Source organism: Croceivirga thetidis (assembly GCF_012272815.1).
Taxonomy (GTDB): Bacteria; Bacteroidota; Bacteroidia; order Flavobacteriales; family Flavobacteriaceae; genus Croceivirga; species Croceivirga thetidis.
Window position 1 is genome coordinate 1,379,902 of the sequence record NZ_JAAWWL010000001.1, and the last position, 16,428, is coordinate 1,396,329.

General features: G+C 38.1%; 18 protein-coding genes. 9 read left to right on the plus strand and 9 right to left on the minus strand.

What is annotated here, in order from left to right:
* Position 1: 1 nt before the first annotated feature.
* Positions 2 to 1,150 (minus strand): sensor histidine kinase, encoded by a 1,149-nt coding sequence (locus HCU67_RS06275; protein ID WP_168551713.1) that lies wholly within the window; start codon positions 1,148 to 1,150, stop codon positions 2 to 4.
* A 122-nt stretch (positions 1,151 to 1,272) separates the two neighbouring features.
* Here HCU67_RS06275 and HCU67_RS06280 point away from each other — a divergent pair, with 122 nt between their 5' ends.
* The 3 genes from HCU67_RS06280 to aat all read left to right on the plus strand — a co-directional run bounded on the left by HCU67_RS06280 (position 1,273) and on the right by aat (position 3,759).
* Entirely contained in the window at positions 1,273 to 1,653 is a 381-nt protein-coding gene (locus HCU67_RS06280) for a DUF3127 domain-containing protein (RefSeq protein WP_168552073.1), read from the plus strand.
* Positions 1,654 to 1,655: 2 nt separating this feature from the next.
* Complete coding sequence (locus HCU67_RS06285; protein WP_168551714.1) at positions 1,656 to 3,032, plus strand: short-chain fatty acid transporter; 1,377 nt, start codon at positions 1,656 to 1,658, stop codon at positions 3,030 to 3,032.
* A gap of 85 nt (positions 3,033 to 3,117) precedes the next feature.
* Positions 3,118 to 3,759, plus strand: a complete 642-nt coding sequence (gene aat / locus HCU67_RS06290; RefSeq protein WP_168552074.1) for a leucyl/phenylalanyl-tRNA--protein transferase — start codon at positions 3,118 to 3,120, stop codon at positions 3,757 to 3,759.
* Here the strand turns inward: aat and HCU67_RS06295 are convergent.
* The 7 genes from HCU67_RS06295 to HCU67_RS06325 all read right to left on the minus strand — a co-directional run bounded on the left by HCU67_RS06295 (position 3,742) and on the right by HCU67_RS06325 (position 8,831).
* Positions 3,742 to 4,395 carry a DUF2490 domain-containing protein gene (locus HCU67_RS06295; RefSeq protein ID WP_210423638.1) on the minus strand — a complete coding sequence of 218 codons (654 nt, stop codon included), beginning with the start codon at positions 4,393 to 4,395 and terminating at the stop codon, positions 3,742 to 3,744. The two genes, aat and HCU67_RS06295, sit on opposite strands and share 18 nt — an antisense overlap.
* A 16-nt stretch (positions 4,396 to 4,411) precedes the next feature.
* Positions 4,412 to 4,996: a hypothetical protein gene (locus HCU67_RS06300; RefSeq protein WP_168551716.1), complete on the minus strand. Its 585-nt coding sequence runs from the start codon at positions 4,994 to 4,996 to the stop codon at positions 4,412 to 4,414.
* 12 nt (positions 4,997 to 5,008) lie between these two features.
* A complete protein-coding gene (locus HCU67_RS06305; protein ID WP_168551717.1) occupies positions 5,009 to 6,673 on the minus strand; it encodes an alpha-glucosidase in 1,665 nt (554 codons plus the stop codon).
* 77 nt (positions 6,674 to 6,750) lie between these two features.
* Complete coding sequence (locus HCU67_RS06310; protein WP_168551718.1) at positions 6,751 to 7,311, minus strand: DNA-3-methyladenine glycosylase I; 561 nt, start codon at positions 7,309 to 7,311, stop codon at positions 6,751 to 6,753.
* An 11-nt stretch (positions 7,312 to 7,322) separates the two neighbouring features.
* Positions 7,323 to 8,285 (minus strand): sodium-dependent bicarbonate transport family permease, encoded by a 963-nt coding sequence (locus tag HCU67_RS06315; protein WP_168551719.1) that lies wholly within the window; start codon positions 8,283 to 8,285, stop codon positions 7,323 to 7,325.
* 5 nt (positions 8,286 to 8,290) lie between these two features.
* A complete protein-coding gene (locus tag HCU67_RS06320; protein WP_168551720.1) occupies positions 8,291 to 8,596 on the minus strand; it encodes a hypothetical protein in 306 nt (101 codons plus the stop codon).
* 1 nt (position 8,597) lies between these two features.
* On the minus strand, positions 8,598 to 8,831 hold the full coding sequence (locus HCU67_RS06325; protein WP_168551721.1) for a hypothetical protein: 234 nt from the start codon (positions 8,829 to 8,831) through the stop codon (positions 8,598 to 8,600).
* A gap of 84 nt (positions 8,832 to 8,915) precedes the next feature.
* On the opposite strand from HCU67_RS06325, the gene HCU67_RS06330 reads away from it, so the two are divergent.
* The gene (locus HCU67_RS06330; RefSeq protein WP_168551722.1) at positions 8,916 to 9,848 is read left to right on the plus strand and encodes a LysR family transcriptional regulator; all 933 of its coding nucleotides are present in this window, start codon (positions 8,916 to 8,918) and stop codon (positions 9,846 to 9,848) included.
* 88 nt (positions 9,849 to 9,936) lie between these two features.
* Here the strand turns inward: HCU67_RS06330 and HCU67_RS06335 are convergent, their stop codons facing one another.
* Positions 9,937 to 10,284, minus strand: a complete 348-nt coding sequence (locus tag HCU67_RS06335; protein WP_168551723.1) for a hypothetical protein — start codon at positions 10,282 to 10,284, stop codon at positions 9,937 to 9,939.
* Between the two features lie 128 nt (positions 10,285 to 10,412).
* Here HCU67_RS06335 and HCU67_RS06340 point away from each other — a divergent pair, with 128 nt between their 5' ends.
* From HCU67_RS06340 to HCU67_RS06360, 5 genes are read left to right on the plus strand one after another with little or no spacing between them, the layout of a single operon-like run.
* On the plus strand, positions 10,413 to 11,090 hold the full coding sequence (locus HCU67_RS06340; protein WP_168551724.1) for a TetR/AcrR family transcriptional regulator: 678 nt from the start codon (positions 10,413 to 10,415) through the stop codon (positions 11,088 to 11,090).
* Entirely contained in the window at positions 11,083 to 12,765 is a 1,683-nt protein-coding gene (locus HCU67_RS06345) for a peptidase domain-containing ABC transporter (RefSeq protein WP_168551725.1), read from the plus strand. Before HCU67_RS06340 ends, HCU67_RS06345 begins: the two co-directional genes overlap by 8 nt.
* A complete protein-coding gene (locus tag HCU67_RS06350) occupies positions 12,758 to 14,110 on the plus strand; it encodes an HlyD family secretion protein (protein WP_168551726.1) in 1,353 nt (450 codons plus the stop codon). The genes HCU67_RS06345 and HCU67_RS06350 overlap by 8 nt, the downstream gene beginning before the upstream one ends.
* 1 nt (position 14,111) lies before the next feature.
* Positions 14,112 to 15,509, plus strand: coding sequence for a TolC family protein (locus tag HCU67_RS06355; protein ID WP_168551727.1), 1,398 nt, complete (start codon positions 14,112 to 14,114; stop codon positions 15,507 to 15,509).
* 2 nt (positions 15,510 to 15,511) lie between these two features.
* Entirely contained in the window at positions 15,512 to 16,426 is a 915-nt protein-coding gene (locus tag HCU67_RS06360) for a YitT family protein (protein WP_168551728.1), read from the plus strand.
* Positions 16,427 to 16,428 lie beyond the last annotated feature (2 nt).

Below are 16,428 nucleotides of genomic sequence, written 5' to 3' on the forward strand. Positions count from 1 at the left end.
TTTATTTGAAAATTTTCAAAGATATCTGCATGATTGTACCATCTTTACTTGACGAAAGTACACGAATTTTCCCACTATGGTATTCCTCTATGATTCTTTTGACCAATGAAAGTCCGAGGCCCCATCCCCTTTTTTTGGTCGTATATCCTGGATTGAAAATATTCTTGAATTCACTTTTTGGCAGTCCATGACCAGTATCGGATATTAGGACGTTGACCATGTTACCTTTTTGTTCAATGTCAACACTAATATTTCCCTTACCCTTCATCGCATCGATACCGTTTTTCACCAAGTTCTCAATGCTCCAATTGTATAAGGGTGGATTTAGCATGACTGGAATTTCTTCATTACCGCTATTCATAGAGAAATGAATAAGTTTTGAACTGCGCCTTTTTAGGTAATCAAAGGCTTTTTTTGTTTCGAGCACAACATCATATACATGCAATTCAGGAACGGACCCAATTTTGGAAAAACGTTCTGTGATGGTTTTTAGGCGATCGATATCCTTATCAATTTCTATAGTAATCTCTTCTTTTATATGTTCAGATTTAAGTAACTCATTCCACCCTAATAACGATGTTAGAGGAGTACCAATTTGATGGGCAGTTTCTTTGGCCATGCCTGCCCAAACCTTATTCTGTTCTGAGGCCCTATAAGACTTAAAAACGAAATAGATAACAGTGCCAAAGAGTAAGAATATAAGTAACAAGGCAATTGGGTAAAACTTCAATTTGTTGATGACTTCTGAATTGCCGTAATAAATTGTTTGAAGAACTTCTCCTTCCTCAACACTTTCAATCGGCTCATTTTCTTTTGCGAATTTTTTTATTAGACGTTGTAATTGTATAGAGTCATTGGCCAGTTTTTCGTCAATATTATGAGGCTTGATTGCACCATCCTTATTGACCAATATCATAGGTGTGGAGGTATTGTTGGCCATTACTATTAACGGAAGATTACCCAATTCGTCCTCTACTGAGGATTGTAATAATTCGGTTTGGGCACTGGCCCATATTTCAATTTTTTTGCGTTCCTCGTCCTTGAATTTTTCGAAGAAAACATTGGTGTTCCATAAAATAAGACTGACGATAACAAAGGCAGAAATAAGCAGAAGTATGTTGGTCGTCTTCCTTTTGGGCTTAAAGTCCATGGATGGATTTATTGATTATTAAAGATACTCCATTTGTAAAAAAACCTGTTGAAAACCAAATGTTGAAGTCTACCGGATTACAGGTCAATTTATTTACATTTGGTTTCGCTAATTTTTGAATGATGGAAATACAGGGTAGAATTAAAATGATAGATGAAACGAAAACGTACGGTAACAACGGTTTTCGTAAGCGGGAAATTGTAATAACAACAGAAGAACAATACCCACAGCATATTATGGTTGAGTTTGTTCAAGATAAAACAGATCTCTTAAACAGCTATCAGGTAGGACAGATGGTTAAGGTTAGCATAAATCTTAGGGGTCGTGAATGGACAAATCCGCAGGGAGAAGTGAAGTACTTTAACTCCATTCAGGGTTGGCGTATTGAAAATCTTGAAAATGCACAACAAGACAATTCGAATATGCCACCTGTGCCTCCAATGGAGGCTTTTGAACCAGCTGACGATCTACAAGAAGAAGACCACGACGACCTTCCTTTCTAATTTTGGGTGCTACAGGGCTAATTGAAAAGTTATTTAGAAGGTTCTTGCCTTCTCCTTTTACAATAGCCGTTTTATTGACTTTTTTGACCATTCTTCTTGCCCTTTTATTAGGAAGGGAGCAAAATGGGACAAACCACCTATTTAAGATTTTCTCCTATTGGGAAAGCGGCATTTGGAATAGCGGGCTGCTCGTTTTTGCCTATCAGATGATGCTTATTCTGGTCCTAGGGCATGTGCTTGTACTTAGCCGACCAATGGAGCGACTTATTTTGCGGTTGACAAGATATGCTAAGAATACGCAAACCGCGGCAGTGTTAGTTCTAGTTCCGACAATGGTCGTTGCTTTTTTTAATTGGGGATTAGGATTGATTTTTGGAGCTATTCTTGCTCGAAAAGTCGGGGAGTATGCCCAACAGAATAACATTAAATTGAATTATCCGCTAATAGGAGCCTGTGGGTATAGCGGTCTGATGGTTTGGCATGGTGGCATTAGTGGTTCTGCACCAATCAAAGTTTCGGAAGCAGGTCATTTAAGATCACTCATGCAATTAAGTGCGGAAAACCAGACCTTGTCAAATCTTCCAGACTTAATTTCTACTTCACTGACAGTGTTTAGCTCTTGGAATTTAGCATTGTTTGTGATAGTGCTCCTGAGTAGCGCAATTTTGGCCTATTGGTTGGGTAAATCAACCAGCTTTACAAAGTACTCACTAAAACAATATCAATTCATTTCGGTGGATAAGAACAAGGTTTTAGGTGCAGAAAAATTGGATCACTCAAAAATTCTTTCATATCTCTTTGCAGGGATAGTCCTTTTGGTATTTTTAGTTCAATATCTCCCTGCGTTAAAGCGATTGAACTTAACCCCTAATTTGCTGAACTTTTTTATGTTGGGCATTGCCCTATTACTCCATGGTAGTTTTAAAAGCTTTTTAAATGCCGTAGAAGAGGCTATAGGAGATGTAAGCGGAATCTTGATTCAATTTCCATTGTATTTTGGAATCATGGGAATAATGAGTGGTAGTGGTATGATAGCCCAAATCTCAGATTTTTTTGTGTCTATAAGCAATGAGGTTACCCTACCGATCCTAACATTCTTTAGTGCAGCATTGGTAAACATATTTGTGCCCAGTGGGGGAGGTCAATGGGCTGTTCAAGGACCTTTGGTTATTGAATCAGCTTTAAAATTAGGTGTTCCATTGCCAAAGGCAATAATGGCATTGGCCTATGGTGACCAAATTACCAATATGTTACAACCGTTTTGGGCGTTGCCATTATTAGGCATTACCAAATTAAAAGCGAATGAAATTTTACCCTACACCATACTTTTTATGGTAGTGGGCGGACTTATATTTTTGCTAGGATTACTATTTATTTAGCGATAATTACCCGTTTTGTTCTTTTAGCAGGATCACTATCTTTAAGAAAAAAGATAGCTTGGAAAATATTGGTAAAAACCAACCATTGTTCTTATTGAACGATAGGCTTGAGTTTCCACCTGTATCACATGCCAATAGCGAAGGCCTGCTGGCCGTGGGGGGAGATTTATCGCCTGAACGACTGCTGCTGGCATATCGCAGTGGAATCTTTCCATGGTTTAATGACGATGACCTGATTCTTTGGTGGAGTCCTAATCCTAGAATGGTCCTTTTTCCAGAAAGGATAAAAATTTCGAAGTCAATGTCCAAAGTACTTCGAAATCAGCGATTCAGACTAACGGTTAACACTTGCTTTAAAGAGGTCATTGAAAACTGTTCGCGTGTGGAACGTAAGGGGCAAGATGGTACTTGGATTACAAAAAATATGCACAAAGCTTATTTAGCCTTGCATGAAATGGGATTTGCCAAGTCTTACGAAGTCTGGGAAGGCACTAAATTGGTTGGCGGTCTTTATGGCATTGATTTGGGCCATGTTTTCTGCGGTGAGAGCATGTTCAGTTTGGTTTCGAACGCTTCTAAATTTGCATTTATTCATTTGGCTGAAAACCTAGAGAAGGAGAATTATGAATTAATCGACTGTCAGATTTATACAGAACATCTTGAAAGTCTGGGTGCCGAAGAAATGTTCAGAGATGATTTTTTGAAAATATTAAAGCGAGAGATTTAGTCTACTCATAAGAAAGAGTTCATGACGCTCATATTGGGCAAGGTCTTCTAACCGATGTTCCACTCCAAATTGAAATTTGTACCGGTCATTTAGTTTCCAGCCCAGATTAACCGTAAACCTTATGTCATACTGTGGTTTTTTTTGTCTGGCTACACTCAAAAGTTTTTCAACATTAGTAACCAGATAAGGTTCGCCCACATCTAATTTTTCACCTTTTAACGGAAAATCCGTACTGAACCGATATCGGAATCTATGCACGGTTCTAGAAGATCTTATTCGTTGTTGTGCTCGCACCCGATGGCCATATCGCACAACATTTGGGCGGGTGTTAATATTGTATTGTTGGGTGAACCGAAGTTCATTGGAACCGCCGTCAAATGGTTCTCGATGGCGGTATTGCAAGCCTACTGCTATACTTTGACCCTCACTAACCCTTAGGTTTGAAAAATGTATAAAATCAAGATGACGTGCAGATAATTCTAGATTATTATCTCGGTACAAATAATTTCGGCTGTTCAAGGCAAAATTATGTAAATAAAAAGGGCTAACCTTATAGTTGACTGCCGCTGTTTGTTGCCATAGGCCTATGAAGTTGTCCTGTGCTTTGATTGAAAAAAAGTATAGTGTAAAAAGCATGGAGACCCAAAACCCTTTATTGGAACAATACATGGTCATATTTTGATCTTACGGATTTTCTGGTAAGTACGTGGTGTCCATCAGAATCAAAGGTTACCTCATATGTACTATAACCTTCTTTATCTTTTGCAGTGATGATAATTTCATAGTTAATGTAAGGCAATAATAAGTTCTGAAAAGCATCTTTTAAGACTTTTACTTGGTTGCTTTCATTGGTCTGATATTGTTGTTGAATCTTTTTTACTCGGGATTTTTCAAAGTTTTTTGAAAAATACTCTTGGATAGTTTTCCAGCTGGCGTCCGGTACGTCTTCTGGCTTTATAACGAATTCGACATCTTCCAGAACTCCGTTGAGGTCAAACTCTATGCTGTAGAACAGCCGATCTTTTTTAAATTTTATTTCAAACGATTTTTTCTCTCCATCCTGCTCTTGATAATAACGTATCTTTTTGGTGCCTTGTAGGTAGGAGGATAGGGAGTTCAAGGCTTCTTTAGGGAAGTCTTCCTTGTTTATTCGAAACTCCCGCTCTTGTTTTTTTTGCGCGAAACCATTTAAACAGAAGCAGGCAAACAATAAAAAAAATAAAATTCTAGAACCCATTGCCACAGTTATTCATTTGGTTTTTTTTCGAAGAACTTTGGTCTGCCATGGTGCTAATAAATATGAATCATCCAAATGTTCCTGAACATTGGTCTTACAAAACTCGTATTCTTCTGCATTCATATTTTTTTGAAACCGCAGATCGTTTTCACTGAAATTATGAAGAATTAGAAATTCCACATCCTTGTCCCATCTTCGGTAGACGAACAGCTCGTTGTCATCCTCGTTCAAGCATTCATAATCACCATAGACAAGCACGTCATTTTCTTTTCTGAATTGTACCATCTCTCTATAGTAATTCAAAATGGAATTGGAATCATTTTCTTGCTGGGAAACATTGATGTCAATATAATTTGGATTTAGCTGCAACCATGGTGTGCCATTGGTAAATCCAGCATTTTCAGAATTATTCCATTGCATTGGTGTTCTGGCATTGTCCCGACTTTGAGAATGGACTATTTTGAAAAATTCTTCCATATCCTTTCCCTTCTTTTTTGCCTCGTTCCAAGCGTTTAATGTCTCCACATCATTATAATCAGCAATACTTGGATAGCCTACATTGGTCATACCAATCTCATCCCCTTGATAAATGTAAACAGTGCCACGTAAGGTCAACAAAAGGGTTGCCAATAACTTCGAAGACTCTAGATGATATTCATCAACGTTTCCAAAACGGGATACCATTCTTGAAAAATCATGATTACCTAGAAAAATACTGCCCCAACCTCCATTCTTAAGAGCATTGTCCCAGTCAGTAAAAACCTTTTTGAATTTTGGCAGATCATAAGGTTGAGGGTCATATTTACCGCCTTCGCCACAATCGATAAAAAGATGGTCAAAATGAAAGACCATGTCTAGTTCTTTTCGCTTCTCATCAACATATAAGGGCCCATTTTTTAAATCAATTCCAGGTCCTTCACCAACGGTCATGATATCGTATTTTGACAACACCGCTTGATTCATCTCGTGCAGGTATTGGTGGATTTTTGGCCCATTAGCATAGATATTGATAATCGTATCTTGAAACTTGACGTATTGCGTGTCTTGGAAAGAGTCCGGTTTTGAAATCAATGAAATTACATCCATTCGAAAACCATCAACACCTTTTTCAAACCAATATTCAATGACTTCAAAAATTTCCTTACGAACTTTTGGATTCTCCCAATTAAGGTCAGGTTGCTTCTTTGTGAAATAATGCAGGTAATATTGATCTGTTAACTGATCATATTCCCAAGTACTGCCATTGAAGAAAGATTCCCAATTGGTCGGTGGGCCACCATTTTTTCCATCCTTCCAGATGTAGTAATCCCGATAAGGATTCTCTTTTGATTTTCTTGATTCATTAAACCAATAATGTTCGTCGGAGGTATGATTGGCGACAAGATCCATGACCAGCTTGAGTCCTTTTTGATGCATCTTATCCAATAGCGTATCAAAAGCTTTTTGTCCACCAAAATCTTCTGAAATTTTCCGATAGTCACTGATGTCATATCCATTGTCATCATTTGGGCTTTCATATACTGGGCAGAGCCAAATAGCATCTGCACCCAACGACTTTATATAGTCAAGTTTTTCTATGATTCCTTGAATATCGCCCATACCACTGCCGGTAGTATCGTTGAATGAACGAGGGTATATTTGATATACAACGCTTTCTTTCCACCAGGTTTTTTTCATAAAATATATTCTTTTAATTAGGGAACATATATGAGGTTCGGTATCAATAAGACTTGGAATTGTATCCTAACAAGTTGCTATACTTCATCATATCTGAAACAGCTAATTTCGTGATCGTTTACTATTCCTGTGGCTTGCATGAAGGCATAAATAACAGTGCTTCCAACAAATTTGAACCCTCTTTTCTTTAAATCTTTGCTGATTTTATCTGAAAGTTCGGTCGTGGCAGGTGCATTCTTATAGTTTTCAAATTTGTTTTTGATGGGTTTTCCATCAACAAATTTCCAGAGGTATTTGCTAAAGCTCTCAAATTCATTTTGTACCGTTATAAAAGCTTTTGCATTTGAAACTGCAGAATTGACTTTTAGTTTGTTTCTTATGATGCCTGTATCCTGAAGAAGTTCGTCAATTTTAGGTTGATCGTAATTTGCAATTTTCTGGTAATCAAAATTATCAAAAGCACGTCGGAAGTTTTCACGCTTTCGAAGGATGGTAATCCAACTGAGGCCAGCTTGAAAAGTTTCTAAAATTAAGAACTCAAAGAAGGTTTCATCATCATAAACGGGAACACCCCATTCATTATCATGGTAAGCCTCGTACAGTTCGTCACCTTGACCCCACCCACATCTTTTTTTCATGCATAAAAGTGCTAAAAGTTCTGCACAATATACATATAAAGGGGCATGCCCAAGGTAATATTAAATGGAAAGGTAATCGCCAGTGCCATGGGCAAATACAAACTTGGATTGGCCTTTGGAGCGGCCAGGCGCATTGCTGCGGGAACCGCAATATAGGAAGCACTCGCAGCTAGAATGGCAAACAAAAACCGATTGCCAATATTATCGGTAATCAATTGACTAGCCCAAGCCACTAGAATGCCATTGATAACCGGAACAATCAATGCAAAGAGCAGTGCAAACCAGCCTTTTTTCAAGAAATCGTTTAGCTTTTTGCCACTTGATATGCCCATATCTAACAGAAAGACTGCTAGAAACCCCTTGAAGATATCGGTAGTAAATGGTTTTATTCCCTCAGCTTGATGGTCACTCGCCAAAAACCCGATTACAAGACTTCCTAAAATCAAAAGTACACTACCATTGGTGAAGGAATGGTGAACCACTTTTTTCAGTTCTCCATTCTTTGGTTTGCTCTTAGAAAAAATGGCCATTAACAATACGCCAACAATAATAGACGGAGCTTCCATAAGTGCCATTACAGCAACCATATGCCCTCCAAACTCGATTTGTTCAATTTCTAAAAACGAAACGGCCGTTACGAAAGTTACCGCACTTACCGAACCGTAAGATGCTGCAATGGCCCCTGAATTCTCAACTGAAAATTTTCGTCTAAGAATAAAATATGAATAAATAGGTACGGCTACAGCCAAGAAAATTCCGAAAAGTAATGACCAAAGAATTTCAAGGTTCAATGGGCTATGTGATAATTCCAAGCCGCCCTTAAAACCGATAGAGAAGAGTAAGTAAAGTGAAATAAATTTTGAGGAGTTCGGTGGAATCTCCAAATCGCTTTTCAATTGCACTGCTATAATTCCGAGAAAGAAAAATAGCAGTGCTGGATTTGTAAGATTGTCAATTAGTAGGTGTAGATCCATTAATACTACTCATCTTCGAGGGTAATCTCAAGCACTCCGTTAATTCGAAGTCGCTTTCCCTCGTGTCGAACCTGAGCAACGAAGTCTTTGATAACCTCTTTCTCATTTTCAAGTTCGGCTATTCTACCGTCAGGGTAATTCGTGTCAGCATCAGCGCTACCTTCACACCATGAGAGGCGTTGAAGTTTGTGAAAATTTATTTTCTCTTGAAGCAATGCCAATATTACATCTGAGGTTTCTGAGGGTGAAAATGTACCATCTACCAATTGAATCTTTTGGGTCGTTCTGACCGCAGTTTCTGTTAGAGCCATTCTAATTTCTTTTTATTTGTTGTTTTCCTAATACATGAATTCCCACTAATGCAAATACGATGCATGATCCCATGGCCAACCAACCAAAAAATAGGTAATCGTTTAGTGATGATAGTGCTAGCATACCAGCAAAGACCAAGGCCAAAAGCGTTATGGCGATAGGGCTTAACTTAGTCCTAACCACATCTTTTTCCTGAATTTTATTTTCTTGTCTTATCGTTGTTTTGTAACCCATGACGTTAAAATTGTGATGCAAAGGTGAAACAAAATAATATTAAATTATTATTTATATTTATTATCAAAAACATAACGAAAATTTATGAATTATACTTTGCATCAATTACAGATATTTGAGCGTGTTGCTCATTACCAGAGTATTACAAAGGCCTCTGAAGAATTGCATTTGACCCAACCGGCCGTTTCGATTCAATTGAAAAATTTTCAAAATCAATTTCCAATTCCACTCTTTGAGGTAGTTGGCCGTCGGCTTTACATTTCTGATTTCGGCAAGGAAATTGCGCAGGCGGCTGAGGATGTCTTGAATGCAGCAGATACCATTAACTATAAAACAAGGGCGATTGGAGGCCAGCTTGCAGGCCGACTCAGGGTTGCTGTTGTATCTACTGGGAAGTATGTTATGCCTTATTTCTTATCCGGTTTTATGAAGAATAATCCTGGGGTCGATTTACGAATGGACGTAACCAACAAGACAGTCGTAGTTGAAAACCTTGAACAAAACCTTGTAGATTTTGCATTGGTCTCGGTATTACCTGATCATTTAAAGTTGGAGCGCATAGAATTAATGCCCAATATTTTGCAATTAGTTGCAAATCAACGGTATTTCGAAAAAATTAAATTAGGTGGTAGAGCCAAATCAGATGCTGTTCCCTTAATTTTTAGGGAAAAGGGGTCCGCAACCCGTGCGGCAATGGAAAATTACATCAAAGAATACGATTTAAATGTGCAAAAGAGGATTGAATTGACATCTAATGAAGCTGTTAAACAAGCAGTTATTGCGGGCCTTGGGTGTTCGATTATGCCTTTGATAGGACTAAGAAATGAGTTGCAGAATGGGGACCTAAAAATATTTCCACAGAAAAAATTACCCATTACGACTACCTGGAATTTGGTTTGGCTTAAAAGCAAGAAGCTGTCTCCCGTTGCAAATGAATTACTTGAATATTTAGAGATTGAAAAGAGAAATATAATTACAGAAAATTTCGAATGGTATTCAACTTTTCAAATTAAATAGACTTCTCTTTAAACCTTGTACCATTGCTGGTATTTACTGTTCCTAATTTCTCGTAAGGCTTTTGAATATAGTATTGATTTTATCTTAACTAACGTGTAGGCTTCAAGATTGCTTTTAGAGTTGGGCGATAACCGTAAAAGTCTTTACCATCTTCCCTGCGTAAAACTACTTGCATACTGACATCTTGCAATACATCGATATAATCCACTACCACAATACTTCCATTAAAATTGAAGGTTTTTCCAAGCCCGGAATTACTGCTCAAAGGTCTATGACTGGTGACCAATTCGGAATATGGCAATTCCAAGATTAGGTCTGTTTCTGAATCGCCTCTACTTTCTGTAAAATGTTGAAATTCAATTTGATGATTTTGTGTCTGCCCGAAAAGGAATCCTGTTCCTAATATCATTGTCACAACAAGTAAAATTCTAATCATATAATTTTTTTATATAAAACTAAGGCTATTGGGCTATAAATGAAAGCACTTCATTCGTTAATTATAAGTTAATCTATTATGATACAATAGTAATACTATTAATTTTGTCGCTTTAATTTTTAAAAGCTATGGAAAGGCTTCTACAAAGCGTAAGAATCGGAATCAATGAAAAAATCTTCGTCAAAGATCCAGAATCATCGGAACTAGGCAAACGAATCGTCGAGCATGGTATAGTAATGATTGATGAAATGGGATTCGAGTCCTTTACCTTTAAAAAATTGGGGACGAAAATCGGTTCTAATGAAAGCTCTATTTATCGCTATTTTGAGAACAAGCACAAGCTTTTGGTGTACTTAACTTCTTGGTATTGGGGGTGGAGGGAGTACCAATTGGTTTTTGCCACAAATAGTATGCAAGACCCAATTGAAAAATTGAAGACCGCAATTGCAGTTTTAACGAAAGCTGTCGAAACTGATTCATCTTTTTCACATATTGATGAAGTAGCCCTGAACAGAATAGTAATCAATGAATCTTCGAAGTCTTTTTTAACCAAGGAAGTTGATGAAGAAAACAGGCAAGGTTATTTTAATATATATCAGCGACTTGTAACCCGTTTAACTGAAATGATTCAAGCGGTTGACTCCAATTATCCTTATCCTTCAAGTCTTGCAAGCACTATACTTGAAGGCAATCTGCATCAAAACTTTTTAAAAGACCATTTTCCCAAATTGACCAATTGTGATGGAAAAAATCCTTCTAGCGCATTCATCACGGATATGGTATTCAAAGTACTAAACAATGACTAAGAACATACTAACTGCCTGGCAACGTTTTGTAGGGCTATTATCCATAGATAAAAAAGATATTCTTCAAGTTTTTTACTATGCCATTTTTGCTGGATTGGTTAACCTTTCCTTGCCATTGGGTATTCAGGCTATAATTAACTTGATACAAGGTGCCCAAGTCTCAACTTCTTGGATCGTTCTTGTGGTTTTAGTAACCCTAGGAGTGTTGTTTGTTGGAATTTTACAGTTAATGCAAATACGCATCATTGAAAACGTTCAACAGAAAATATTTACAAGGTCATCTTTTGAATTTGCATATCGCTTTCCTAAAATCAAAATGAGCCAATTACGAAATTATTACCCTCCTGAATTGGCCAATAGATTTTTTGATACCCTCACTGTTCAAAAAGGATTATCGAAGATTTTAATCGATTTTCCGGCGGCATTGTTACAGATTATTTTTGGATTGCTTTTATTGTCATTTTACCATCCGTTTTTTATCATATACGGCATATTACTACTTCTTTTAATTTACGTTGTATTCCGATTCACCGCACAACGGGGCATGGATACTAGTCTAGCCGAGTCTAAGAATAAATATTTGGTGGCGCATTGGATACAAGAAGTAGCCCGGTCAATCGTAAGTTTCAAACTTTCCGGAAAAACTTCACATGCCTTGGACAAGAACGACACGCTGGTAGCAAATTATCTAGATGCGCGTGAAAGCCATTTTAGGATTTTGGTTTTACAGTTTATCCAGATGATTGGGTTCAAGGTTTTGGTAACCGCTGGTTTATTGCTCATTGGTGGTTTGCTGGTATTGAACCAAGAAATGAACATTGGTCAGTTTGTAGCGGCAGAAATAATCATTCTATTGGTCATTAGTTCGGTTGAAAAACTAATACTGGGGCTGGAGACTTTTTATGATATATTGACTTCCCTCGAAAAATTGGGCCAAGTCGTTGATAAAGAATTGGAACCACAAGATGGAGAGAAACCTTTTGACGAGAATTCAGGTTTCACGGTTGAATTAAAGGATGTTTCCTACAACGTACCCGAGCGCGATAAATTGATCATCGATAAAGTTTCAATGACCATTTCTCCAGAATGTAGAATTCTTTTACAGGGGTCAGCTGGTTCGGGCCGATCAACCTTATTAAGGCTAATTGCGGGTATTTTAGAGCCTGATTCTGGAAGCATTTATGTCAATGATGTGAGCCTAAAAGGATTGCACTTGAATTATTATCGAGCCCATTTGGGACAATCGCTTAGTGATGAATCACCCTTTGAAGGAACCTTGCTGAACAACATCACTTTTGGTAGTAAGGATATTAGTCAAGAACAGGTTTACTGGGCATTAGAAAAGACCAAACTTACAGATTGGATGAAAGAACAACCTAAAGGAATTCACACCATTTTATATCCTGAAGGAAAACAAATTCCATTCGTAATATCTAAGAAAATTGTCTTAGCAAGAAGTATAGTCAATAAGCCGAAGCTTTTAATACTAAAAGATCCATTAGACCAATTTACCAAAGAAGAAGCAGAGGACATCATGGAGTTTTTGACCGACCCTGCGAATGGTTGGGCTTTGGTTATCATCAGTGAAAATACCAAATGGTTGAACCATTGCGGACGCATAATAACCATGGAAAATGGTAGGATATTAAACGAAAAAAAGGGAAAAAATGCTTAACATTTCGCCAAATAAATTGAATAAGACGGTTGACTTGTCTAAGTACAAAGCAGCCCAGAAGGTTTTTCACAAAAGACATTACAAGCACTTCAATAGATTTTTATTGGCATTCTCCATTATTGGACTAATTGTATTGTTTTTGCCTTGGACCCAAAATATTACAGGTAAAGGGTATTTAACCACACTGACACCCGATCAAAGGCCGCAGACGATTCAATCACCGATTCCTGGTAGAATTGAAAAATGGTTCGTTCGCGAAGGTGATTTTGTAAAAAAGGGAGATACCATTCTTTTCATTTCTGAGATTAAGAATGAATATTTTGACCCAATGTTGGTTGAGCGAACTGGAAAACAACTGAAGGCCAAAGAAATGTCGGTGACCTCTTATCAAGAAAAGGTGAAAGCTTTGAATACCCAAATAGGTGCTTTGGCACAAGAAAGAAGTTTAAAGCTTAAGCAGGCCAAAAACAAATTAATACAAGCGAATTTGAAGGTCCAAAGTGATAGTATAGATTTTGAGGCAGCCAAAACCAACATTAGCATTGCCGAAAGACAATACGATCGAGTGGTACAATTACAGGCAGAAGGTTTAAAGGCCATAACAGATACCGAAGAAAAACGCTTAAAACTGCAAGAGACCCAGGCGAAGTTGATTTCTCAAGAAAACAAACTTTTGGCAAGCAAGAATGATGTTATTAACGCTGAGGTTGAAATAGGGCGAATTCAAGCCGAGTATACCGATAAAATTTCGAAAGCTCGTAGCGAGATGATGACAGCACAGTCTAACCAGTTTGATTCAGAAGCTCAGGTAACCAAATTAGAAAATGAGTACACTAATTATGAACTCCGAAGTCAATTACATTATATAAGAGCTCCTCAAGATGGGTTTATTAATAAGGCGCTTCAAGCAGGTATTGGTGAGACTTTTAAAGAAGGAGATCGTTTGGTTGGAATAATGCCAGCAAACTATGACATGGCGGTGGAAACATTTGTTGAGCCGTTGGATTTACCTCTTGTACACTTAGGTGAAGATGTTCGGATACAGTTTGACGGTTGGCCCGTAATTATTTTTAGTGGTTGGCCAAACGTTTCCGTGGGTACATACGGGGGCAAGGTAGTTGCCATTGAGACTTTCATAAGTGACAACGGCAAATATCGAATCTTGTTAGCGCCAGACCCTAATGATGAGCCTTGGCCAAAAGATTTAAGGGTTGGTTCAGGAGCAACAACAATTGCCTTATTGGAGGATGTTCCAATATGGTTTGAATTATGGAGGCAGTTGAATGGCTTCCCCCCAAATTATTATCAACCGGAAAATGAAATGGCAACAGCCAAAAAGAAATAAGATGAAGAAGATTATTTACTTCTTTTTACTACTGTTTTCAACTTTTGGATGGGCTCAAAACGATAGTTTGGTCATGAGGTTTGATGAGTATTTGGCATATGTCAAAAAATATCATCCCATCGCAAAACAGGCCCAGTTGACCATTTCAATAGGTCAGGCAAATCTGATGAAGGCTAGAGGTGGTTTTGACCCAAAAATTGAAGTTGATTACGAAAGGAAAGAGTTCAAAGGGAGTGAGTATTGGGATAGGTTGAATGCCACTTTTAAAATACCAACATACTTTGGAATTGAATTAAAAGGGGGACTTGAGCAAGCTGAAGGTGATTTTATTAGTACGGATGAGACATTTCCCAATGATGGTTTGTATAGTGCTGGTATCTCGGCCTCTCTTGCCAGAGGATTTTGGATAAACGAGCGTATGGCCACCTTGAAGCAGGCCAAGCTTTTTCGTGAACAAACAAAAGCTGACCAAGACCTATTGGTGAACCAGATTCTTTTTGAAGCTTCTATTGCATATTTTAATTGGCTCCAAGCGTATAATGAAGCGCAGATTTTTCGAAATTTTTTGGTGAATGCCGAAACACGTTTTCGCGGGGTAAAAAGCAGTGCCTTGGCTGGAGATGTCGCTTTAATCGATACGGTTGAGGCAAAAATCGCTGTTGAGAATCGGCAATTGAGCTTGGAACAGGCCAAAGTTTCTTTAATGAAGCGGTCCCTTGAACTTTCCAATTTCTTGTGGATTGAGAATGTACCCGTTGAGCTTCAGGAAGATGTAGTGCCCGATGCTGAAGTTGAAACGGTAGTGGACCAAACTTTGGAAATATTGGGAAAACCACTCGATAGTTTCTCATTGGCTGACCATCCAAAACTACGTTCACTCGATTTTAAAGTAGAGGGTCTTGTGGTTGATAAACGATTAAAGGCGAACAAGTTATTACCCAAAATAGATTTGGAATATAATTTTCTGACTGCTACCCCTGAACTATTGAATTCACTTAATGGTCAGGACTACAAAGGCGGGTTGAGTTTTTACTTTCCCCTATTTTTAAGAAAGGAACGAGGTGACCTTAAATTGGCCAAGTTTAAGCTCCAAGATGCCCAATTCGAGCGTGATAATGCCTTTGTCGAAATTCAGAATAAAGTCACAGCCCTTTATCGCGAACTGGATTCCTATACCACCCAGAACGAGCTCATTGCAAATATCGTTAGGGACTATCAGACCCTGCTAAGTGCGGAGGAGCGAAAGTTCAGTTTTGGCGAGAGTTCATTGTTTCTTATAAATTCTCGTGAGAGTAAGCTTATTGATGCACAATTGAAACGTATTGAAGTTCAAAACAAATTTTTGAGTACCAAGGCTAAATTGTTCCAATCATTGGCAATTAACCCAGAAAATATCTAAGAATGGGTGAGCGCGGCATTCTGCAATACAGAAGACTGCTACGAACAAGAAGGGGTCGCGTTGTTGTCAATTCAATTCTTCGCGATACTCTTTTTATGGTCATAGGTATTTTTTCAGCGGCCTTTGGTCTTGAGAGTTTTTTATTGCCAAACCTCTTTATTGATGGAGGTGCTACAGGAATATCATTATTGATAACCGAGGTCACAACCATTCCACTATCGGTATTAATAATTATCGTGAATATTCCCTTTTTGATTTTAGGATATCGGGTAATTGGCAAGCAATTTACCATCAAGGCGGTATTAGCGATTTTAGGTCTAGCCTTGGTTCTTGCAACGGTACATTTTCCAGAGGTTACCCAAGATAAATTATTAGTAGCTGTATTTGGTGGATTCTTTCTCGGTGCGGGAATAGGACTTTCAATTAGGGGCGGTGGTGTTTTGGATGGTACTGAGGTTTTGGCCATTTTCCTCAGCAAAAAAATCGGTGCCAAAATCGGTGATGTTATTATACTCATTAACATCGTTATTTTTCTTGCTGCAGCCTATTTACTTTCAATTGAAGCCGCCTTGTATTCAATGCTTACCTATCTAGCTGCATCTAAAACATTGGATTTTGTTGTTGACGGTATTGAAGAATATACCGGGGTAACGATAATTTCGCCCGAAAGTGAGCAAATCAGGACCATGATAACTGAAAAACTTGGTCGTGGACTTACGATTTATAAGGCAAGTGGTGGTTATGGAAAACAGGGTTTCAGGAATGAATACGACGTGGTATACACGGTAATTACCCGACTTGAGATACGAAGATTGAATATTGAACTCTCTAAAATTGACCCAAAAGCCTTTGTGGTCATGAATTCAATCAATGATACGCGCGGTGGAATGGTAAAAAAGAAGGCACACAATCATTAATT